Genomic DNA, 19,818 nt, shown 5'->3' on the forward strand with positions numbered 1-19,818 from the left:
ATGTGGGGTTACGAGAGCGGGAAGAGCGGGCCGAAGACGTCGTTGCGCCAGATGTCGAGGGCGTCGCCGTTGCGGCCGGCGCGCTTGGCCTGGACGGCGCGGTCGACGTGTCGGCCGGCGTCGTCGAGCGCGGCCTCGGCGACGCTGCACTGGGCCGCATCCATCCGGTCGGAGACAGGGGTGCCGAGCCCGACAGGGTCGTCCCAAGTCTCGCGGATGCGGTCACGGGCGGTGGCGAAAAAGGCCTTGAGCTCGTAGACGTAGCCGCCGCTGAACGGGGGCCGGAGGAGCTCGAGGGCCATGACCTCGATGAGGAACGAGGGCTTGATGGGTTTGCCGTGGTGCTCGTTCCACTTCTTGACCATCTTGACCACCGGCTTCCACTGCTTGCCGAACGCCTTGTTGGCGTCGGTCGCCAGCGCCGCGTGCCGTTCGGGGTCGGTCTTGACCCAGGTCTCGTCCCACCCGTCGGGGATGAGGTAGTGGCCGTTCTCGGCGAAGGCCGGGACGGCGTCGAGGCTGAGCACGCGGTCGTCCTGGCCCGCCACGCCGAGCTCGACCCCCACGGAGCGCCGCCCGAGGTCGACGCAGCTCCGCCCGTACGCGTCGACGAGGCACGTTTTGACGTCGCCGAGGAGGACGCTCGGCTTCTCGGTGAGGTAGTCGCCGTGGGCGTCGCGGCTGAGCGTGAAGAAGACGTCGACGTCCTTAAGCGGCTTCGTCTTCGTGTGGCGGGCGTAAGAGCCCGTGAGGACGTCGCGGTCGACGGTGAACGCGGCCTTGACGTGGTCGCGGAGCTCGTAGTGGCGTCGGCTGGCGTCCTTCTGCTCCCGGTCGTTGAGCTCGAGCCGGGACTTGAACTTGGCGAAGGCGTCGTCGAGGGAGATCAAGGGCATCGGGTTGGGGCGTCTGTGCCGGGCTAGAGTGGGCGCCAGTAGGCGAAGTCGGACCCGATGGCGTGGGTCCCGATCGTGGTGCCGACCGAGTGCCGGACGAACCCGTCGGTCGAGGTGTACGTGGTCGGCGACCACCCGGCGACGTCGGGCCGGCCGGACTTGGTGTGGAGCAGGACGCGGTAGTCGCACGTGCTGGCGACGGCGCCGGCTTTGGCGATGGCGAAGCGGAGGGCGTCGGTGTCGGCCCACATCTCGCCCTCGCCGTCGTAGCTGTAGGTGAGGGTCGCGTCCCACCGCGTGACGAGGGCGCCGGTCGTCGGGTGGAGCACCTCCAAGACGACGCGCTCGAGGTCGCGGGTGCCGAGCCAGGTGCGGAGGGCGAGGTCGATGGACTCCCACTCGCGGCCGAGCTTGGCGGCGCTGAGCCCGCTCCGGACGACGATCGTCTTGAGCGACCGGAGCATCTGGTCGCTCACGTACGTGACGCTGTGGGTGAAGGTGTTGACGGCGACGACGCTCATGGCTCGCTACAGGTCGTTGAAGAGATCGGTGTCGATCTGGAAGTCCCCGGTGTTGCCCGGCGATGTACGCGACTCGGAGGCCCCCTCGGGGAGCCCCTGCGCAGCGTCGTAGGCGGTCACGCGGGGCGTGGCGGCGAGGGCGCTCTCGACCCACGCGAGGTCGTCGGCGTGGCACGGGAGCCAGAGGGTCCAGTCGGAGCCGTCCCCCTCGAGGTCGACGGAGGCCTCGTTGGCGTCGTCGCCCTCGACGGCGTCGTCGCCGTAGAGGCAGTACACGCGGACGCGCGGCCCGGCCCCGGTGAGGACGAACGGGCTGGCCTCGGGCACGCGTTCGGCGATCGACGAGGCGGCAGGTCCGGCGGCGGCGGTCAGGCTGGGCGGGGCGCTCCAGCCCGAGAAGAGGAGGTCGCGGATGAGGTCCCAGGTTTGGGTCCCGGTCCGGGCGGGGCTCGCGGCGACGCGGCGGGCGATGACGCTCATGATGGGACCCCGGCGGAGTGGCCGTTGACGGTGGGGGCGGACCGGCGGTCGCCGCCGAAGGCCTGGCGGAGGTGCTCCAGCGAGAGCCGGCCGGGGTCGAGGGCGACCTCTTTGTCGAGCGCGAGCGCGCGGAGGACGGCCTTTCGGATCTGGCGACCGTCGAGGCCCTCGGCCAGCGCCGCCACGTCACGGAGGCCGTTGCCGTCCAGGAGACTCTCGATGGGGGGCCACTTCTCGGCCAGCGTATGGAGCGTGTCGATGAGGATCTCGCGGCACGCCTCGGGGTTTGGCCTCCCAATGTGCTCGACGAGGTCGGCGCGGGAGAGGAACGCCTCGTCGACGGCACCCTCGAAGTTGGTCGTCGCGACGAACAGGAGGTGCGGGTGGTCCTCGGCGAGGCGGTCGAGCCCGGCGAGGACCGCGTCGGTCGCGCGGTGGACGTCGACGGGGTTGGCCTCGAGGCTCAGCTTGGTCCGGCTGGCCGCCATCGTCTCGACCTCGTCGAGCAGGACGATCGTCGGCCCCTTGAGCGCGGCCTCGGCGACGGCGCCGTGGAGGAAGTCGCGGACGGCGCGCTGGGACTTCCCGAGCGCCGAGCTCGTGAGCGCGTGGGGCTCGGCCTCGATGAACTCGACGGACCGACCGAGGACGGCCGCGACCTTGGACGCCGCGCCCTTCGCGAACGACGTCTTCCCCGTTCCGGGGGGGCCGGTGAGGAGGATGACCCCGTGGAGCGGGACGGCCCCCCGGTCGAGCTTGCCTCGGAGCGTGAACTCGAGGAGCATCTGGGAGACGACGCGGGACTTCTGCTCGCGGGGGAGGACGATCCGGTCGTAGAGCCGGTCGAACTCGGGGTCCGGCAACGAGCGCCGGTGGAGGACGCCTTTGGTCTCCATGGGTAACGGGGGGACGACGATGTGTAACAGAAGGTACGCTATCACTCGTATCAGTCAAGTGCCAAAACGGCTGAAAGCGCTTCCGTTTGCTCTTCTGCCGCAGATGTTGTTACTTCGGCTATGCCGACACCCTTTTCTTCCCTCCCCACATGACGCTGGGAAACCGATTGCAGAACGCGCGGGGCGAGACGAGTCAGCGCGTTGCCGCTGAGGGCGTGGGGGTCGCCCGCGAGATGATCTCGATGTGGGAGACGGGCGCGCGCGCGCCGTCCGACGAGTACCTCCGGCGGCTCGCGAAGGTGTACGGGGTGTCGTACGAGCGCCTCGTGGGACTCGAGGAGGGCGAGTTGTGGGAGCCCGAGACCGTCGTGTTCCGGAAGGCCGGGGGCGCGTTGGCGCCGGACGAGAGGGGGGCGTTGACCGACTGGTTCGTGTTCATGGACCGGTGGGCCGGGCGGCTCCTCGACCTCGGGGCCGGCCATACGCGGGGTCTCCGTCGACCGCCGAAGCCGATCGACGCGCTCGGGCCGGTCCGCGACACGCGTCGGGCGCCGACGCTCGCGGCCCGGGTCCGCAAGCACCTCCGGGTCGGCGACGGTCCCGTCCCCGACCTCTATGCCCTCCTCGACTCCTTCGGGGTGCTCGTGTACCGGAGCAGCTCTCTCCGTCGGGTCCGGGGGTCCGGCGTCGTCTCGGGCGCGTTCGTGAACCACCCCCAGCTCGGGTACAGCGTCTTCGTCAACACCCAGTGCAGCGCGGGGCGCCAGGCGTTCACGCTGGCGCACGAGCTGGCCCACGCCCTCTTCCACTACCCCGAGCGGGCGACGGTGAGCGTGAGCGGGGACCGCGCGCAGGAGGAGCGGTTCGCCAACGCGTTCGCGTCCCACTTCCTCGTGCCAGGCAAGGAGCTCCGTCGGCTCACGAGCCAGTGGATCGGGGGGGACGTCGACGAGTACGGCGCGGTCCAACTCGCGGCCCACTTCCGGGTGAGCTACGCGATGATGCTGTACCGCCTGCTCGACGAGGGGCTCGCCGCCCGGGCCGACGTGGACCGGTGGAAGACGTACAGCCCGACCGCGATCGCCGACCGGCTCGGGATCCCGGCCGACCCGTTCTGCCGGGCGCCGGACGACGGGGACGACGAGCTCGACCGGTTCCCGCTCTCGGTCCGGAACGCCGTCCAGCACGCCCTGCGGACGGGCCGGGTGCACTTGAGCCAGGCGGCCGACGTCCTCGACGTCGACGAACTCGTCCTCGAGGACGAACTCGCGCCGCCGGACGACCGTGACGACCAGGCCGCGGAGGAATTCGACGAGTACCCCGAATTTTGAGGCGCCAGCGTGGAGACTCGAGCAGCGTTGGTCGCGGATGGTTCCACGGTGCTCCGGTTTGTACGGGAGGGGCTGGTGGACGGCCTCCGCGACGTTTTTGACGGACCTGTCGGGCTCACCCCCGACGCGCTCGAGGCGGGCGAGGTCGGCGTGGCGCGTCCGAGGTGCCGAGTCCTCCGCGCGCTAGCGCGGGAGCGGACGTCGGGACGGCTCGGACCCGTGGGTCCGTTCGTGCACGCCGAGGGGTCGGGCTGGGTGTCCGTCCCGTACGGGGAGCGAGAGGCGGGGATGGCTGCGGCTCTCCGCAGCCCGGAGATGAACGGCCTCGAGCTCGTGACTGCAGGACGGTACCGGGAGCGGCCGCCTCAATGGCTGAGTGCGGGGTGTGCCGAGGCGCTGGCCGTCGCCCACTTCCACCGCCTCCCTCTTCTGACATGTTGCGAACTGACGAGGCGGGTAGCCAGTCAGCTTAGCCCCGCGGTCCAACTCTTCGACGGGCACGCCATCCTCCAATGGGTCCTCCGGCGCCGAAGGGCCTCGTGAGCGCTGCCAAACGTGTGATGACCAGGTCGTAGACGTAAGGTGGGGAATCCGAGAGGGTCGCGGTCACGGGCTGCGCGTCGACTCCGCCCTCTCCCCAGTAGGTTGGACGCCGGCCATAAAAGTGCTCGGAGCGGTTAGCGGGGCGACGCCTGGGTACAGCACAAACATGACGGGGTAGGGCTTCCCACCGAAGGGGGGCGCCAGTGAGGGCTAGTACTCGGACGGGAGGAGGACCGTGGTGGCGGAGCGGTCAGCCTCGGTGATGATCCAGAGCCGCCCCCCGGCCGTCTCGTAGGCCGAGAGGACGCGGGTGCCTTCCTCGACAGCGCGGTCGTTGGCCCGTGCGTCGTGCTCGGAGACGGCGCCCCAGTCGCCAGCCCGGTGGCGGTGGAGGAGCCCCACGACGTCGAGGCTGTGGCTGCGGACGACCTCGAGGGCGCCCGGCGTGGCGACCACGTGCCCGAGCGGAAGGCGGACGGGGCGGGTTTGGCGACGTTTCGTCTTGGCAGCGGTCGTGCTCATGGCAGCGGTGGTTGAGGCGGATGGGTCCCCCGGCGTGGAGGCGTTCGCCACTCGGCGCCTCCTCGCCGGGAGAGCCCAGCCACCACCTGCTGCGGGTAATACTCCTCAGCTACATCAGCCCCCGCTCGGCGAGGCTCGTGTAGGACGGGCGACCGTCCTCTCCGTGGTCGGTCAGGATGAGGTGGTCGTGGACCGGGATGCCCATGACCTTGCCCGCCTCGACGAGCTGCCGCGTGACCGTCACGTCCTCCCGGCTCGGCTCCGGGTTGCCCGATGGGTGGTTGTGCGCGAGGAGCACCGCCGCCGCGTTCGCCAACACGGCCGCCTTGAACACCTGGCGCGGCTCGACGATCGACGCCGCCAGTCCCCCGACGGAGGCCACGTGGAGCCCGGTCAGCGTGTTGGCAGTGTCGAGGAAGGCGACCACGAACTCCTCGCGGTCGCGGTCCGAGAAGTACTCCGCCAGCACGGCCGCCGCGTCAGCGGGCGAGCGGACCTGGTCCCTCGTCGGGAACGTGAACGTCCGCTCGCGGACGAGCCGGGTCGTGTAGAGCGGGACGCCCGAGAACAGGGCGTCCCGGTAGGCCACGTGCACCTCGGGCTGGCGGAGCACGTGGGCAGGCTCTCGGACGACAGATTGAGGGCTCCCCGCCAGAGGCTCGGTCACCGAGCCGTACAGCACAGTCCGCCGCGCAAACCACGGCGCGTCGGACTCCAGCCGCCGGAGCCGCCCGCTCACGGCGAGGCGCCGGGCGTGGTACCGCTCGCGGCGGTCGAGCTTGGGCTGAGGGACGACGGGATCGCCGCCGTAGCGGTCGCCGCCCTCGGGCATCTTGGCTTCGATGTCGCGGAGCACGTGGAGGTTCAGGGCCGTCAAGCCGCTTCGCGCTGCGAGGCACACGGCCTCAGAAGTTGGGGTCGCCATGTCAATTCTGGCATCGCTCCGCACAGACACACGTCGGCCATGGTGGGAGCGCCCCCGTCGGCCGACGCGCACTCGCGGTCGGCGGGGGTGCCTCTCCCCGCCCCCTGTTGCGGCAAAAAAGAAGCCCGGCGACCTCGTGGGTCGCCGGGCTGAGGGCCTCCGGTTCTGGGCTATTCGTCTCGCCAGTCGGTTTCGCTGGCGGCGCTGCCGCCGTAGGCGTCGGTGCCGTAGAGGAAGTCTCCGTAACTCGCCCCCGGTGCCACCGTGTCCCGGTAGCTCGCCCGGTAGGCGTACGGGCTCTCCTCGGCGACGGCGTGCGCCTCGGCCCAAGCCTTCCGGTCGTCGGCCCAGTCGAGCCAGGCCGCCGCGGCCTCGTGCGCCCGGCTGATCGCGACGTGGACTTGCGTCTCCTGGCCTCCGGTCACGTGGTACCGGAGGACTCGGCCCGTGCCGTAGGCGTCGGACTCCAGCCGGATCAGAGGGGCCACCCACAGGGCGTCCTCCGGCGGGAGCCGGCCCAGCAGGTGCTTGCTCGTCTGCGTGCCCGTCCGGTCGGCCACTTCGAGGAAGAGGTGGACCTCGTCGGCCGTGGAGTCGTCGGGATCGACCTGGGCGATCCGGGCTACGAGCTCCGGGTACTTGTCGCCAGCCTCGGCCCGAGCCGCGAGCCGGGCCAGCCCGGCGGCCTCGCAGTCCTGCAACCGCGACGGGAGGATGAAGCTCTTCGTGCGGAGCCCGAAGCTTGCCCTCAGGGCGTCCTCCTTCATCATGTGCGGGTGGAACTGGGGGCACGACGTGCGCCGGAGCCAGCACGCGAAGCGGTACCAGGTCCGGGCCTGAGCGTAGTGCGGACGGTTGTAAGTGCGGATCATAACAGGGCCTCTTGGAGAGCTCGTGAGAGCCACTGCACCCAGGGGACCCGAGTGGTCCCCGCAGCCAGCGGCTTAAAAAGCCAGCAGGCGTAAGGCCGGACTACGGGGTCAAAGGGCCGTCTTCGGCCCGAGGTGGAGCGCACGCGCGCGGAGGGACCGTCGGGGAAATCGGTCTGCCGATTTCGTCGTCGCAGCGCGAGCACGGGGGCGACCAACCTTGACGCTGTCCGGCCGTCGCCTAGATTGCCAGGAACCGCTGCCAACACCCCGCCCCTCCTCCTGCCGACGCCGCTGGGTCGGCGTCGGAAGGGCCACACGTCGGAGCCCCGCTCCGTCCGCTTTCGCGCCTCTCGCCAGGGGTCTCGGCATCACCGCGACGGCTGCCCAGTGACCGGCCAGGCCATCAATCTCGATAACGTGAAGGGGCTTGCTAGCCAACTTACCATGTGGTAAGTTGCTCGTATGACAGCTGATAGATCGACCCCCGACCGGCTCCTCGACCTCGCCGCCGAGCACGTCGAGCGCGGCGGCATACACGCCTTCAGCTTCCGCGACCTCGCTGGACCCCTCGGCCTTACTCACGCCGCCGTCCACTACCACTTCCGCTCCAAAGCGGACCTCGCCCAGGCCCTCGCCTCTCAGTACCGCCGGCGGCTCCTCGGAGAGCTGGCGGCCCTCGACGACCGCGAGAGCGACCCGGCCACGCGGCTCCGGGCTTTCGTCGCGGCTTACGGGGAGGGGGTCCGCGCTGGCCGGTTCTGCCTTTGTGGGATGCTCGCGTCCGACGCCAGCTCGCTCCCCGAAGGCGTCCGCGCCGAGGTTGAGGCCTTCTTCGAGTCCGTCGAGGGTTGGCTTGCCGACACGCTCTGCTTGGGCCGCCGCGCGGGCGCGCTCGCCTTCGACGGCGAACCGGCCGACGTCGCCGCGCTCGCGCTCGCCGCCGTCGAGGGCGCCATGCTCACGGCGTGGTCGGCACCCGACGCGGACCACGCCGACCTCCGCTACCGGCGGGCCACGGACGCCCTCCTCTCCTCGTTGACCCCCTGCCCCTCACTCCCTTGACGACCACTACCCGAAGGGCCTGCCCAGACGACGCTCCACCGCTGCGCCGACTCATCCGAGAGAGCGGGCTGTTCGAGCCCGACGAGGCCGACTACGTCGTCGGCACGCTCGAAGACCACTTCGAGGGGGGGCCGGAGCCCGGTCACCGGTGGGACGTCGCCGAGTCCGGGGACGCCATCGTCGGCGTCGCGTACTCGGCCGCCGAGACGCTCGCCGACCGGGTCTGGAACCTCCTCTTCCTCGCCGTCGACCCGGCCCTTCGTGGGGGCGGTCACGGGGCCGAGCTCGTCGGACACGTCGAGCGCGAGCTCACGGGCGACGGCGCGCGCGTCCTCCTGATCGAGACGTCGGGGACCGACGGCTTCGAGCGGACGCGGGATTTCTACGACAAGCTGGGCTACACCGAGGAAGCCCCGTATCCGCGGCTACTTCGGACCCAGCGACGACAAGGTCGTCTTCTGGAAGTCCCTCACTCCCGACCCGTGACCCCGCGCCCCGCCAGTGGCCTCTCGTTCTCGACCCAGACTCGGACGTCGGCTGCGCGGAGCACGCCGCCGTCCTCGGGGACTGCGGCCACGACCTCGCGCTTGAACCGGTGGTAGAGCGCGTTCGCGGTCTCCTCGTCGGTGAGCGAGAGGAGCACGCTCCGCGCGAGGTCCGCCGGGCCGGACCCGCCGTACCCCCATTCGATGCCCGTCGGTGAATGCCGGACCGCGTGGGGCACCGAGGCGTGGGCCTCCCCGTCGCACGTGCGCCAGAGGACGACGTCCTCCCGGTCGCCGGTCAGCGCCTCGTACTCGGGCAGTACGGGGATGCCGACGGGCCGAGCCTCACCGGGGACGACGAGACGGAGCGGACTCCGGCCGTCCACAGACGGTACCGTCGGAGCCCCATCGCCGCTCATGCCGTGGGCGGCGTCTGCCAGTCGGCGAAGGGCCTCCCCGACGTGGCCGAAGGCGACGTTGCACCCGAGCCGGTAGCCTCGACGGGTTCCCTCGGTGCCCGTCACGCGGGCGAGGTACACCGTGAGACCGAACGGGACGAGCGGCCGGACCCACCCGAGGTGCTTGGACTGGACGAGCCCGAGCGGTGCCCCCTCGTGACGCACGACGAGCCCGTCTTCGACCGCGTCGAGGTCGAGCGCCGCCCACCGGGCTCCGTCGCCCGCGAGCGTGCGGAGCCTCGGCTGGTGCCGCGAGGTGCCGGTGAGCTTCGAGGGCACGGCCAGGCTCGACGCTCGGCGATGCACGCTGAACGCGCAGGCCCCGAGGGCCTTCGCCAGGAGCGTGCCGGGCTTCATCCGGGTGCGCTCGGACGCGAGCGCGAGCCAGCGCTCGGCCTCGCGCGCGATCCGGCGTGCGTGGACCTCGGCGGCGGGGATGTGTGTCCCGGCGGACGTCAACACGTCCGTGCGAGTGTGGATGCCGCCGGTGCGGCTTGGACGATGGGCGAGTGCATGAGTCGTCATGGTGATCGGGGCCTCCCCCGGTCTTCGGTGGTGCGCCGCGCTCCCCTATGGAGCGCGGTCGCGGTGGAAAAGCGGACGGCTCCGGTCCCTGGGGGACCGCGTCCCGTCGCTCGCGGCGAGACCCGGCTGGCGGGTCTCGCCTCTGATGGCTTCGGGTCGACCCCGAAGCCGCGCCCGCAGTAGCGGGCTAGGGACGGCACCTAGAACGGCATCCAGTCGTCGGCCCCGACCGCCTCGGGCGGCGACTGGATGGGCTCGGCGTCCGGCTCCTCGTCGAGGTCAGGCACCGGCTCGTAGGCGTCGAGCGCCGTCTCGGCCCGCGCGTGGGCTCGGGCTTCATGGATGGCCGATGGCAAGCCTGCTCCCGCGTCGTCGTAGCCCGCGAGGTAGCTCTCCAGGTCGTGGCCGTACTGACGCTCGAACCACCGGCCGTAGGCCCATGCGCTCGCGTGGTGGGTCCGCCAGGTGAGCCCGGCGAAGCGGAGCGACGTCATGTGGTGACGGAGGCATTTTGCCTCGGCGTCCCACGTGACGTGGGAGCCCGTCCGGTAGACCCATTCGGTCAGCGGACGCTCGCAGTAACCGTCGGCGAGGCAGGCGTCGTAGCCCGCCTGGTACGACTCCTCGAAGTGAGCGTCGTAGTCGGCCTCGGGAAGACACCGGCAGAGCAGTCGGTTGCACCCGTGGCAGAAGTCGCCAGGGCCAGGCATGGATCTCGACATGAGTCTCGGAGCGAAGGGTTTCCGAGCGACTTCCGGCCGAGTGCCGGGGCCGCTCTACGCCATCGCAGAGCGGCTCCGGTGCGGGCCTCTGGCGCCTCACGGGGCGCCACTCTCAGGCGGCCCGCCTGTATCCGGCAGGGTCTCGGATCTCGACCACGGGCCGGTGCTCCGTCACCGCCCGCAGGACGCCTGCCGCCCGCTCGCCCGCCGGGACGAAGAACCGGGTGCGGAAGGCGTGCACCTCGGCGAAGACCCCGTCGGCCTCCAGCTCTCGCATCGCAGCGAAGTCAGGCCCCACGAGTTCGATCCGGGGCTCGTTCGCCACGCGGCGCACGCGGAGTTGCCAGCCGTTGGCGAGGTCGGCCTCGGCGCCCGCCATGAGACGCTCCGCCAGCATCTCAGGTGTGATGTCCACGCGGTCGCCCGCGGCTCCGAGAGCCTTGAGCGTCGCGCTCAGATGCTCAGGCATGACGGCCCGGCCGATCATGCGCTCGCCCGCATCTGTTTGGGCACGGTAGATCCTCGGGTGCCCTGCGATCCGGTCCCAGATGGGCAGGATGGTTCCGGTCACGAGGTGGATGGGCTCGGTCGTGAACTCCGGCGCGTGCTGGACCTCCGCGTCCCAATGCGCCTGAGCTTCGACGGTCTGGATGGGCTGGTAGCCCGTCCCCTCCCCTGGCTTGTTCAATTCGGTCTCGTCCATCAGCCGGTTCGACCGCACACCCACCCGGCGGAGCCTGCCGACGACGCGGCCGGTCTCGGTGGTTCGGCTCCCGGCCCGGAACAGCGCGTAGGGCTGCTCGCTCCGGCGGTTCTGCACGAATCCGACCCACTGCCCGAGCTGCTGCGCTTTCTTCGCGGCGAGCCAGATGTCGTCCCACGACGTGATCTCGGTCCGTCGGGTGAGCTCCAGCGTCACGACCTGCGTCGTCGCGCCGGACCGCTCGTGGGTATACACCAGCCGCTCGTCGGTCTTGACCACGCGCTCGGCCCGGATGGTCTCGACGCCGAGGTCGAGCGTGCCGGCCTCCCGGGCCGCCTCGGTGGCCTCTTCGAGGTAGGCGTACCACGAGTCGAACACGGCGTCCATGGCTCCGGTCTGGAGCGAGAGCAGGCGGTTCAGGAACTTCGGCACCTCCGGAACGGCCCCCACGTTGAGCTGGCCGTCGGCGTCCAGCACCCGGATCCCCATCTGCTCCTCGACGAGCGCCGGCGTGACGCCCGAGGCGACCGCCCGGCCCGTGCCACGGTACAGGTCCACGAACCAGTTGTGGAGGCTCGCGCGCGAGAGCGGGGTCTCCAGGTTGAACTCGCTCGACAGGAGCCCCTGGCTCGCCGTCTGCCGCTGGCCCTTCGTGAGCGCCCCGAGCTGATCGAGCCGCCGCGCGATGGTCGACAGGAAGCGGCGCTGGGCCTTCAGGTTGGTCGTGACCAAGACGAGCTCGGGCGGGCACGCCTGGTTGGCGCGGTGGACCCGGCCCATCCCCTGCACGCACCGGGCGCTCGACCAGCCGGGCTCGACGCAGTAGAGCACGCGGCGCTCTTGGTTCTCGGCCGCGAGGTCGGCGTGGTAGCTCCGGCCGGTGCCGCCGGCCTGGCTGAACACGAGGACCCGGCGCCGGCCCGCCATGAACTCGTCGGCCTCGGCGTTGCACGTCCGCCGCGTCCGGCGCTCCTCGACGACCTGCTCGACGCCATCGACGGTCTTCGTGACGAACCGGCGACCCCGCCCCGTCACCTCGGCCACGGCGTCCGGGCCGAAGTGGGCCACGACCTGGTCGAGCACGCCGTGCGGGACGGACACGGCCCCCACCTCCAGCATGAGCCGGTCGCGCGCCGCCACGGCCTCTGGTGACTGGACGAAGTCTCCGGCCGCGTTCTTGACGGGCCGCGATCTCACACGCCCGTCGTCGTCCTCGTACTCCTCGTAGAGCGTGGTCGGGAACGAGGCCTCGACGAACTGGAGGAGCTGGTCGCGCGGCGTCACGTCGAGGTCCCGGAGGTCGTCGCCGTTGGCGACGGCCTTGGCGTAAGCCCGCTCGGTGGCCGCCTCCATCGTGGACACGAGTTGCACCACGCAGGACTCGCCCGCCGCCAGCCGGGCCTCCATGTCCCGGATCAGGCTCGGCGCTGACATCGCCACGAGCACGTGGAGGAAGAACCGCTGGTGGGCGCCCCAGAACTGGCTGTAGGCCGCGGCCCGGGCTCTCCCGCACTTGTCGGCACGGGTGACCTCGAGCGCGTCGTGGATGTTGCGGAGCACGACCTGCCACGCTTGGGCGCAGCGGTCGTAAGTCTGGGCCTGGTGCGGCTTGAGGTCGTGGACGAGCGTGCGGTAGTCGACGCCGTCGTAGGAGACGCTTCGTGCGAGGTACAACCCCATCGACTTCAGGTCTTTCGCGACCAGTTCCATCGCCGCGATGCCACCCGCCGACACCTTCTCGACGAACGCCTCGACGGTCGGGAACGGGGTGCCCCGGCCCCAGAGCCCGAGGCGGGCGGCGTAGGCGAGGTTGGCGACCTCGGTGGCCCCGGTCGCGCTTGCGTAGACGGCGCGGGCGTTGGGGAGCCGGGCCTGGAGCTCGACACCGACGAGAGCGCGCTGGGAGGCCTTCTGGACGCCTCGGCCGCCTTGTCGGTCGAGGGCGGAGGCCATGTTGTGCGATTCGTCGAAGACGACGACGCCTTCGAACGCGGCCTCGCCCCCGGCGCCCGCCAGCCAGGCGACGACCTGCTCCAGCCGGTCGATGCCGGTTTCGACGCCGTCCCGCTCGCGCGGCTTGCCCTTGAGCGTGTCGTAGCTCGCGAAGCAGATGCCTTCGGCGTGCTGGATCGGCCCCTTGCAGGCTCCGAGGTCGAACACGAAGTCCGCCGGGCCGCCGAGGGCCGTCCAGTCGCGGACGGCGTCGCGCATGAGGTTGCGGTTCTCGGACACCCAGAGCGCTCGCCGACGGCCCTGGAGGATGTTGTCGAGTAGGATGGCTGCGCTCGTCCGCCCCTTGCCGACCCCGGTCCCGTCACCGACGAAGAACCCTTGGCGCGCGCCAGAGGCCCCCGCCTCGCCGGGGAGGTGCGCGGCGTGCGCGCCGCCCGCGCGGCAAACGGTTTCCAGCTGGGCGTCGGAGAGGATGCCCTGGGTCACGAGGTGTTCGGGCAGCGTCGGGCGATAGCCGCAGGGTGGCGCGCTGGCGGCGGCCATCGCGGCCGACTCGACGAGCCGCGTCGGGTGCGGGCAGGCGCCCGGGACGTGGACGGCCGGGCGGTAGGCGTCGAACACGGACGCTGTCAGCGCGCCGGTCTGGGCTGCCACCCCGGCGGTTTCGACCGCCAGAGGCTGGACATCCGGAAAGGGCCACGCGGGCGTAGTCCTCTGTGGCGCAAGAGGCGGCTCGGGGCGTGGTGTCACGACGCCCGGGCGGGCGTCGCGGGGAGTCGCCAACGGCGGCGACGCGAAGAGGGCGAACAGGTCGAGTTGCTCGACCGGGTTGTTCGTCGCCCGAGAAGCGACGTGAGATGCAGAAGGAGCCACGGGATTTCCGGCTGGCTTAGAGTGCGGAGCCTGTGCCTGAGACAATCCCCGGGAGGCTCCGGCCCGCCGCGTTGACGGGCTCGCCCATCGGCCCGGCATCGCGGCAGGCCGCGCTCGCCACTCCCCTTAGCGCCGCCTCGTGTCAGGCTGCGTCCCCGAACCTTTCGATTAGCGGCTCGCAACCTTTCAGTCAGCCGTTCCTTTCCAGTGCGGTCTACCGGCGCACGGGTGCGAGCACGTCCACGGCCTCTGCCACGCTCTCGACGACGGCCTCCACGAGGCCTGTGCCGCCGCCGCTCCCGCTTTCTGTGCTCCGGTCCACGACAAGAAGCCGCGTGCGCACGGAGGTCCCGTACGGGCGGTAGACCGCTCCGCCGACTTCGACGTCGGCGCGGAGCCTGAACGGACCGGCGTCGACGGCTTGGAAGAACGGTCGGTGCGTCGGCTTGCTCCGCCTCACCCCCGCGCTGAGGACGGCCACGAGCCGCCCGCCCACGTCAAGGCGTCGAAGGGCCTGGAGCACGTGGTCGGTTCCGACCGTTGGGACGCGGCGGCTCCCGAGGCGCCCGGCCGTCTGGGAAAACGGCGGGTTCATGAGCACCACGTCCGCCCGGACGGACGCAGGCACGATGGCGTCGAGGTGGTCGGCGTTCTCGCGGGTGAGGGATTGGGCCGGGTCCTGATCCGCCTCGGCGAGCAACACCGCCAGCAGGTCGGCCCGGCGGTCTGCGAGTTCGTTGGCGTGGACTGCGGCGCCAGCGGCGAGCGCGAACGCGCAGAGCGCGCCGGTCCCCGCCGAAGGCTCCAGGACCCGGTCGCCCTCCCCCACCCCGCTTACCCATGCGCAGAGGCCAGCGTAAGCGGCGGGCGTAGAGAACTGCTGGTAGTCGTTCTGCTCCGCCGTTCGCCGCGTCTGGCTGGGCAGGAGCGCCGAGAGCCGCTCGACCTCGGCGAGCGCGTCGCGGGCGCCAGCGGCCTCTGCCGGGAGCCGTCCGACGGTGCGGAGGAGGTGGAGGTGCAGCCCCAGCTCGGCCGCGTCGTAGGCGTCGCGGGGCGCGTAGGCGCCCTCGGCGAGCGTGCCGCCGTAGGCGCTGGACGCCAGGCTAAACAGGTCGGCGGCCGACAAGGGCCGGGAGTCCGCGACGGAGCGCTCGACCTCGCGTGCGAGGCCGAGGCTGGCTGAGGAGTCGAATGTGATCGGTCTGCGGTTCATGACGGGCAGAGGGATGAGGAGGTGTGCCGATGGTGCGTCACCGGGGGTCGCGCCGTCGGCACACCTCCAGGGGCCCTTTGAGCTTCAACCGCGTCTTTTTCCCTGTGCGTCCCGATGGCCCCACGCACTTGTTCGTCCTGGCTTTACAGGCCAATGAGGCGGAGGAATCACACCCGCGCGTGCCATTCTTCTACGGAGCACGGACCCAAGTTGTCACTTAGAGGTGTAAACTGACAAACACTCTGTCACACCTCCTTCACAATGCTCTACCCGCGACAGACCGAGCTCCTCGCGCTCATCGACGACGCCGTCCGCCGGACGGGCTCGGTCCCGAACGGCCGTGAGCTCGCCGGGCGGATGGGGCTCGCCAACGTCTCGGCCGTCTACGCCCACCTCCGCAAACTGGAGGCCGCGGGCTTCGTCACGCTCACGTCCGGCGGGCGGGGCGTCCCGCTCCAGATCGAGCTCACGAAGAAGGGAGAGCGGCAGGGCCGGGCGCGGCCCTGGCCCCGGCTCGGGTCCATTCCCGCCGGACCCATCACCGACGTCCAGGCCCAAGCCGACGACTTCGTGACGACGCTGCCCGACCTCGTCCCTCAGATGAAGGTCGGCGACTACCTCCTGGTCGTCGAAGGCGAGTCGATGCTGGGGGCCGGCCTGCGCCCCGGGATGACGCTCATCATGCGCCCGGACGTCGTGCCGACCGAGCGGGACGTGTGCTCGGTCTACGTCGAGGGCGAGGGGAACACACTCAAACACGTGATCGACGAGGGCGAGTTCGCCCGGCTGGTCGCGGAGAACCCCGACTTCCCAGACCGTCTGGTGCCCGCGAGCACGGTCCAGATCCAGGGCGTCGTCATCGCGGCCTTCGATGTCCAAGCCTATCGCTGAAGCTGCTACTCGTATCACCTAGCCCCCTAGACCCCTAGGCACCATGTCCAACTCCCCATCTCGTTCTCCTGAGACCTCGCCCCCTGTCGCGGACCAATCGGCCGCGGAACAGGCCGTCTATGTGGGCCTCCGACGGGCCGCCCGCTGGCTCCGGTCACGCGAGCGGCCTGACTTGACGATGAGGACCACGGGGCTGGTCCACGAAGCCTACCTCGCCCTCCAGAAAACGGGCGCGCTGGGCCAGGGTCGTGGCGCGGGCGCCTTCGCGGACGCCTCGCCGGACCTCTACGTCCGGGCGATGCGACGCGCGCTCGTCGACGCCTCACGGCGTCGCGGGCGGGCCAAGCGTGGTGGGGGCGTCCGGCCCCTCTCGCTCTCCGACCGGGACGTCCCGGCAGGCGGCTCGGGCCGCGACGTCGAGGACCGTGTCCACCTCGCGGTCGACGTCGACGCGGCGCTCGAAAGGCTCCAGCGCGTCGACGCCCGGGCCTGCCGGGTCGTCGAGCTCAAGTTCTACGGGGGGCTCGAGGACACCCAGATCTCCGAGGCTCTCGGCGTGACCACGAGGACGGTCCGACGGGACTGGGTGAAGGCGCAAGCCCACCTCCGCGTCTTCGTCGGGGGGCGGTCCACCGCCTCCCGGCCCGTCGCCGCGTGAGATGGCCCTCCCCTCCCCCTCCGACTCGACGGGTCCTGTCAGGGACTCCGCCCCGTTGCCGTCCGACGCCGACGGGTGGCTCGTCGAGCGGCTCGTGGACCTCGACCCGGCAGGCCGCGCCCGCTTCGCCCAGCGGCTACGTGCCGAGGGCGACCGCCTCGCCACTCGGGCCGAGCAGTACGTCCGGGCCTTCGACGGGACGCTAGCGTTCGACCTCTCGCGCGCCCTGCGGGGGCCGACGAGGGCCACCGGCCCGGACGTTCCCGCCGCGCCGCTGGCGTCGCCGCTCGCGGCCGGTGAGACCGTAGGCGCGTACCGGGTCGTGCGGGAAATTGGGCGGGGAGGGATGGGGGTCGTGTACCTCGCCGAGCGCGACGACCTCGGTCTCCAGGCGGCGCTCAAGGTCCTGGACGAGCCCACGTCGTGTGTCGTAGGTGGAGTCTCGAGCTCGGACGACGCCCTGCGATTCGACGCCGAGCGCCGGCACCTCGCGCGGCTCTCGCATCCCGGCGTCCCTCGGATCTACGACGCGGGTCAGACGGCGACCGGCCTCCCGTTCTACGCGATGGAGTTGGTCGAGGGCGTCCCGCTCGATGAGCACGTCCGAGACCGGGGCCTCGGAGAGCGGATGGCCCTCTTCGTCCAGCTCTGCGAGGTCGTCCGTCACGTCCACGCGCGGGGGCTCGCGCACGGCGACGTCAAACCGGCCAACGTCCTCGTGCAAAGGGGCGAGCCGCCGGTCGGGTCCCAGAGGCCGCAGCCCGTCGTGCGACTCGTCGACTTCGGGGTGGCCGAGGAGACGAGCGGTCCCCTCGTGCCGGGTCCCCGCCCGTTCACGCCCGCCTACGCCGCCCCGGAGATCTTTGCTGGGGCGGCCCCCTCCGCCGCGTCCGACATCTACGGGCTCGGCGCCGTCCTCGGCGACCTAGTCACGTCGTGCCCTGAGCGACCGCCCCGCCCCGAGCGGAACGGAACGCGACCGTCTGAGCCCGATACGATGCCGCTTTTCGACGTGATCATCCGTGCGACCCGCCCCGCCTCGGACGAGCGGTACGAGTCGGTCGACGCCCTTCTCGCGGACGTGCGAGAAGCTGCGGCCGCTGTCGCCTGGTCGAGGGTCCCCGTCGTCCGTGGCGACTCCCCACCGCCGCTGCGCGTGAGCACTCGCTCCAGCGACCGTCCGCAGCCTCGGCCCTCGGCGCTTGCGGTCCCGTCGTGGGCCGCGCTCGTCGGTGCGGCGGCAGGCGCCGCCGTTGGGTGGTGGAGCGCTCGGCGAGTGAGAGCCTAGACCCCTAGGTTTCTAGAGACCCCCTTCTCTCATTGCAATCGTGGAGGGGGAGTGCTAGTCTACACGTCTAGGCTCCTAGACCTAGACTCCTAGACGTGTACATCTACACCTGAGGCCATGCGCATCGTCACGTTCTCCAACCTCAAGGGCGGCTCGGCCAAGACGACCTCGACGCTCGCCGTCGCGGCCGAGCTCGCGCGGAGGGGTCGGGCGGTCCTCGCTATCGACCTCGATCCCCAGGCGACGTTGACAACCTCGGCGGGGCTCGACCCCGGTCCGGCGGCAGCCTCCCTCCTCTCCGGCGAGGGCGCGCCCGAGGACGCCGTGGACCGCCTGGTCGACGCGTCGGGTGATGCCGAGCTGGGCGGCGGCACGCTCCACGTGCTCCCGGCCGACCGGCGGCTGCTCCGGCTCGAACGGACGGCGCCGGTCCAGCTCTCGCGGCGGCTCCTCGCGTTCCTCGACCTAGTCGAGGGCGACTACGACGTGGTCGTCGTCGACACGCCGCCCCAGGCGTCGGCACTCGTCACGGCTGCGCTGGCGTCGACGGACCTCGTCCTGGTCCCGGTCGCCAGCGGGCGCGGTGCGCTCGACGGGTTCGGCGACGTGGTCGAGCTGACCGAGCGGTTCGGGACGGCGCCCGTGACGGGCGCTTTCGTGACCCGCGTCAACACGTCCAGCTTGCACGACCGCGAGCTCGTCGAGTACGTGGCCTCCCAGGTCTCCGGCCCCGACGGTGGCCCCGCGCTCCGTTCGTTCGTCCGCGAGACGGTCCGGGTGCGGGAGGCCGAGATGGCCCGGGTCCCCGTCCCGTTCTACGCCCCCGGCTCCACGGCGGCCCAGGACTACGCCACGCTCGTGGACGAGGTGGAGGTTCTTCTCGAGCGGCATGACAGCTAGACACCTAGCACCCTAGACGCCTAGAACCATGAGCAAGCGCAAGCCCCGCATCACACCGGCCCGCCAGGGCGGCGCCTTCGACGGCGTGTTCGACCCGCCCGCCCAAGGCGCGGACGCCCCTGCCGAGACGGAGCCCGCGAAGAGCCCCGCCGCGAAGCGGCCGGGCGTCCCCCAGCCCGGCGACCCCGCCCACGACCGGACGGTCCAGGCCAACTGGAACGTCCCCGCGTGGCTCCGCGCCAAGGTCCGCGCCGTGAAGGACTTCGACGGCACGAGTCAGAACGAGGTGGTCGCCGCAGCGCTGGAACGGTACGTGGAAGAGTTGGAGAAGGGGAGGGGGGAGCCCTACCCCGTCCAGTCCCGACACTTCGAGTAAGAGCCGTGACGCCCGAGGCGACCCGGAAGTGGCGGGTGACGGCGCGATCGGCCGTCGGCCTGGGAGCCGTGCTCGCGGCGCTGGCGGTGGCCGCCTGGGCGTTCGGCGTCCGCCTCAACTACACGTCGAGTCTGCCACGGGGGCTCTACGCCGAGTCGCCCTTCGAACCCGCGGACGCGCGGCGAGGCGACGTCGTCACGGCGTGCCCGAGCGCGGACGCCGCGGTCGCGCTCGCCCCCTATCTCGCGAACGGTCCCTGTCCGGGGGGCGTCGTCGAGCTCGGGAAGCCGCTCGTGGGCCTCCCCGGCGACACCATCTCGGTCAACCGCGCAGGCGTTCGAGTGGGCGCGAGGCTCCTGGCGGATAGCGCCCCGCTCTTCACCGACCGGTCGGGGCGACCACTCTCCCCGAAGCTCGGCCGACACGTGCTCGGGCCGGGGGAGTACTGGCTCCACTCGGGGCGCGTGCCGACCTCGGTGGACTCGAGGTACGCGGGGCCGGTGAGCGACGTGAGGGGAACGCTCCGGCCGCTCTGGGTGGAGGGGGAGTAGCGCAAGACAGGAAAGGGGGTTTACTAGGCACCTAGGCATCTAGATACCTAGGAGGCGCAATGAAGCTAGGGCAGGGTCACTTGTCCGGTGGGATCGTGGTTTCGCGCCTCTGAGGGTCGCCGGAAAGCCGTCCGGCCCGACCCGAACCCGATGGAGGCCCCTCCGACCCCCACC

19 protein-coding genes and 1 pseudogene are annotated in these 19,818 nt (G+C 71.2%); 9 read left to right on the forward strand and 11 right to left on the reverse strand.

Annotation, left to right across the window (positions count from 1 at the left end):
• Nucleotides 1-8: 8 nt before the first annotated feature.
• The 4 genes from BSZ36_RS18545 to BSZ36_RS18560 are packed head-to-tail and all read right to left on the reverse strand — an operon-like array spanning nt 9 to nt 2,793.
• Entirely contained in the window at nt 9-890 is an 882-nt protein-coding gene (locus tag BSZ36_RS18545) for a CBASS oligonucleotide cyclase (RefSeq protein ID WP_094552226.1), read from the reverse strand.
• A gap of 29 nt (nt 891-919) precedes the next feature.
• Nucleotides 920-1,417: an HORMA domain containing protein gene (locus BSZ36_RS18550; RefSeq protein ID WP_094552152.1), complete on the reverse strand. Its 498-nt coding sequence runs from the start codon at nt 1,415-1,417 to the stop codon at nt 920-922.
• Nucleotides 1,418-1,423: 6 nt separating this feature from the next.
• Nucleotides 1,424-1,897, reverse strand: coding sequence for a hypothetical protein (locus tag BSZ36_RS18555; protein ID WP_094552155.1), 474 nt, complete (start codon nt 1,895-1,897; stop codon nt 1,424-1,426).
• A complete protein-coding gene (locus tag BSZ36_RS18560) occupies nt 1,894-2,793 on the reverse strand; it encodes an AAA family ATPase (protein WP_094552158.1) in 900 nt (299 codons plus the stop codon). Before BSZ36_RS18560 ends, BSZ36_RS18555 begins: the two co-directional genes overlap by 4 nt.
• A gap of 149 nt (nt 2,794-2,942) precedes the next feature.
• Between BSZ36_RS18560 and BSZ36_RS18565 the strand changes: the two genes are divergently transcribed.
• Nucleotides 2,943-4,124, forward strand: a complete 1,182-nt coding sequence (locus BSZ36_RS18565) for an XRE family transcriptional regulator (protein WP_094552161.1) — start codon at nt 2,943-2,945, stop codon at nt 4,122-4,124.
• A gap of 753 nt (nt 4,125-4,877) precedes the next feature.
• Here BSZ36_RS18565 and BSZ36_RS18575 read toward each other — a convergent pair.
• The 3 genes from BSZ36_RS18575 to BSZ36_RS18585 all read right to left on the reverse strand — a co-directional run bounded on the left by BSZ36_RS18575 (nt 4,878) and on the right by BSZ36_RS18585 (nt 6,986).
• Nucleotides 4,878-5,189 carry a hypothetical protein gene (locus tag BSZ36_RS18575; RefSeq protein ID WP_094552165.1) on the reverse strand — a complete coding sequence of 104 codons (312 nt, stop codon included), beginning with the start codon at nt 5,187-5,189 and terminating at the stop codon, nt 4,878-4,880.
• A 109-nt stretch (nt 5,190-5,298) separates the two neighbouring features.
• Nucleotides 5,299-6,066 carry a JAB domain-containing protein gene (locus tag BSZ36_RS18580; protein ID WP_218827769.1) on the reverse strand — a complete coding sequence of 256 codons (768 nt, stop codon included), beginning with the start codon at nt 6,064-6,066 and terminating at the stop codon, nt 5,299-5,301.
• 218 nt (nt 6,067-6,284) lie between these two features.
• On the reverse strand, nt 6,285-6,986 hold the full coding sequence (locus BSZ36_RS18585) for a hypothetical protein (protein WP_094552167.1): 702 nt from the start codon (nt 6,984-6,986) through the stop codon (nt 6,285-6,287).
• Between the two features lie 462 nt (nt 6,987-7,448).
• On the opposite strand from BSZ36_RS18585, the gene BSZ36_RS18590 reads away from it, so the two are divergent.
• Together BSZ36_RS18590 and BSZ36_RS19945 are read left to right on the forward strand one after the other, a co-directional pair.
• Nucleotides 7,449-8,048 carry a TetR/AcrR family transcriptional regulator gene (locus tag BSZ36_RS18590; RefSeq protein ID WP_094552169.1) on the forward strand — a complete coding sequence of 200 codons (600 nt, stop codon included), beginning with the start codon at nt 7,449-7,451 and terminating at the stop codon, nt 8,046-8,048.
• Nucleotides 7,952-8,443 (forward strand): annotated as a pseudogene (locus BSZ36_RS19945) (GNAT family N-acetyltransferase); the annotation flags it as partial. The gene BSZ36_RS18590 and the pseudogene BSZ36_RS19945, both read left to right, overlap by 97 nt.
• A gap of 74 nt (nt 8,444-8,517) precedes the next feature.
• Here the strand turns inward: BSZ36_RS19945 and BSZ36_RS19950 are convergent.
• The 4 genes from BSZ36_RS19950 to BSZ36_RS18610 all read right to left on the reverse strand — a co-directional run bounded on the left by BSZ36_RS19950 (nt 8,518) and on the right by BSZ36_RS18610 (nt 14,980).
• Nucleotides 8,518-9,516 carry a DUF6166 domain-containing protein gene (locus tag BSZ36_RS19950; RefSeq protein ID WP_245837544.1) on the reverse strand — a complete coding sequence of 333 codons (999 nt, stop codon included), beginning with the start codon at nt 9,514-9,516 and terminating at the stop codon, nt 8,518-8,520.
• A 200-nt stretch (nt 9,517-9,716) separates the two neighbouring features.
• The gene (locus BSZ36_RS18600; protein WP_094552171.1) at nt 9,717-10,226 is read right to left on the reverse strand and encodes a hypothetical protein; all 510 of its coding nucleotides are present in this window, start codon (nt 10,224-10,226) and stop codon (nt 9,717-9,719) included.
• 124 nt (nt 10,227-10,350) lie between these two features.
• Nucleotides 10,351-13,767, reverse strand: a complete 3,417-nt coding sequence (locus BSZ36_RS18605) for a strawberry notch-like NTP hydrolase domain-containing protein (RefSeq protein WP_179271300.1) — start codon at nt 13,765-13,767, stop codon at nt 10,351-10,353.
• Between the two features lie 214 nt (nt 13,768-13,981).
• On the reverse strand, nt 13,982-14,980 hold the full coding sequence (locus tag BSZ36_RS18610; RefSeq protein ID WP_094552175.1) for a methyltransferase: 999 nt from the start codon (nt 14,978-14,980) through the stop codon (nt 13,982-13,984).
• A 261-nt stretch (nt 14,981-15,241) separates the two neighbouring features.
• On the opposite strand from BSZ36_RS18610, the gene BSZ36_RS18615 reads away from it, so the two are divergent.
• From BSZ36_RS18615 to BSZ36_RS18635, 6 genes are all read left to right on the forward strand, one after another.
• Entirely contained in the window at nt 15,242-15,871 is a 630-nt protein-coding gene (locus BSZ36_RS18615; RefSeq protein WP_094552177.1) for a LexA family protein, read from the forward strand.
• A gap of 43 nt (nt 15,872-15,914) precedes the next feature.
• Entirely contained in the window at nt 15,915-16,529 is a 615-nt protein-coding gene (locus BSZ36_RS18620) for an ECF-type sigma factor (protein WP_094552179.1), read from the forward strand.
• A 1-nt stretch (nt 16,530) separates the two neighbouring features.
• Nucleotides 16,531-17,817 carry a serine/threonine-protein kinase gene (locus BSZ36_RS18625; protein ID WP_094552181.1) on the forward strand — a complete coding sequence of 429 codons (1,287 nt, stop codon included), beginning with the start codon at nt 16,531-16,533 and terminating at the stop codon, nt 17,815-17,817.
• A gap of 117 nt (nt 17,818-17,934) precedes the next feature.
• Nucleotides 17,935-18,717 carry a ParA family protein gene (locus BSZ36_RS18630; RefSeq protein WP_094552183.1) on the forward strand — a complete coding sequence of 261 codons (783 nt, stop codon included), beginning with the start codon at nt 17,935-17,937 and terminating at the stop codon, nt 18,715-18,717.
• 28 nt (nt 18,718-18,745) lie between these two features.
• Nucleotides 18,746-19,093: a hypothetical protein gene (locus BSZ36_RS19625; RefSeq protein ID WP_179271301.1), complete on the forward strand. Its 348-nt coding sequence runs from the start codon at nt 18,746-18,748 to the stop codon at nt 19,091-19,093.
• A gap of 35 nt (nt 19,094-19,128) precedes the next feature.
• Nucleotides 19,129-19,644: a S26 family signal peptidase gene (locus BSZ36_RS18635; RefSeq protein ID WP_179271302.1), complete on the forward strand. Its 516-nt coding sequence runs from the start codon at nt 19,129-19,131 to the stop codon at nt 19,642-19,644.
• Nucleotides 19,645-19,818: the final 174 nt, after the last annotated feature.

The sequence above is a fragment of the Rubricoccus marinus genome, assembly GCF_002257665.1.
Classification (GTDB): Bacteria; Bacteroidota; Rhodothermia; order Rhodothermales; family Rubricoccaceae; genus Rubricoccus; species Rubricoccus marinus.

What these genes read in the sequence shown, in the direction of transcription:
- BSZ36_RS18550 (WP_094552152.1), bottom strand. Translation starts at nt 1,417, where the DNA reads ATGAGCGTCGTCGCCGTCAACACCTTCACCCACAGCGTCACGTACGTG.
- BSZ36_RS18555 (WP_094552155.1), bottom strand. Translation starts at nt 1,897, where the DNA reads ATGAGCGTCATCGCCCGCCGCGTCGCCGCGAGCCCCGCCCGGACCGGG.
- BSZ36_RS18560 (WP_094552158.1), bottom strand. Translation starts at nt 2,793, where the DNA reads ATGGAGACCAAAGGCGTCCTCCACCGGCGCTCGTTGCCGGACCCCGAG.
- BSZ36_RS18565 (WP_094552161.1), top strand. Translation starts at nt 2,943, where the DNA reads ATGACGCTGGGAAACCGATTGCAGAACGCGCGGGGCGAGACGAGTCAG.
- BSZ36_RS18575 (WP_094552165.1), bottom strand. Translation starts at nt 5,189, where the DNA reads ATGAGCACGACCGCTGCCAAGACGAAACGTCGCCAAACCCGCCCCGTC.
- BSZ36_RS18585 (WP_094552167.1), bottom strand. Translation starts at nt 6,986, where the DNA reads ATGATCCGCACTTACAACCGTCCGCACTACGCTCAGGCCCGGACCTGG.
- BSZ36_RS18590 (WP_094552169.1), top strand. Translation starts at nt 7,449, where the DNA reads ATGACAGCTGATAGATCGACCCCCGACCGGCTCCTCGACCTCGCCGCC.
- BSZ36_RS19950 (WP_245837544.1), bottom strand. Translation starts at nt 9,516, where the DNA reads ATGACGACTCATGCACTCGCCCATCGTCCAAGCCGCACCGGCGGCATC.
- BSZ36_RS18600 (WP_094552171.1), bottom strand. Translation starts at nt 10,226, where the DNA reads ATGCCTGGCCCTGGCGACTTCTGCCACGGGTGCAACCGACTGCTCTGC.
- BSZ36_RS18610 (WP_094552175.1), bottom strand. Translation starts at nt 14,980, where the DNA reads ATGAACCGCAGACCGATCACATTCGACTCCTCAGCCAGCCTCGGCCTC.
- BSZ36_RS18615 (WP_094552177.1), top strand. Translation starts at nt 15,242, where the DNA reads ATGCTCTACCCGCGACAGACCGAGCTCCTCGCGCTCATCGACGACGCC.
- BSZ36_RS18620 (WP_094552179.1), top strand. Translation starts at nt 15,915, where the DNA reads ATGTCCAACTCCCCATCTCGTTCTCCTGAGACCTCGCCCCCTGTCGCG.
- BSZ36_RS18625 (WP_094552181.1), top strand. Translation starts at nt 16,531, where the DNA reads ATGGCCCTCCCCTCCCCCTCCGACTCGACGGGTCCTGTCAGGGACTCC.
- BSZ36_RS18630 (WP_094552183.1), top strand. Translation starts at nt 17,935, where the DNA reads ATGCGCATCGTCACGTTCTCCAACCTCAAGGGCGGCTCGGCCAAGACG.
- BSZ36_RS19625 (WP_179271301.1), top strand. Translation starts at nt 18,746, where the DNA reads ATGAGCAAGCGCAAGCCCCGCATCACACCGGCCCGCCAGGGCGGCGCC.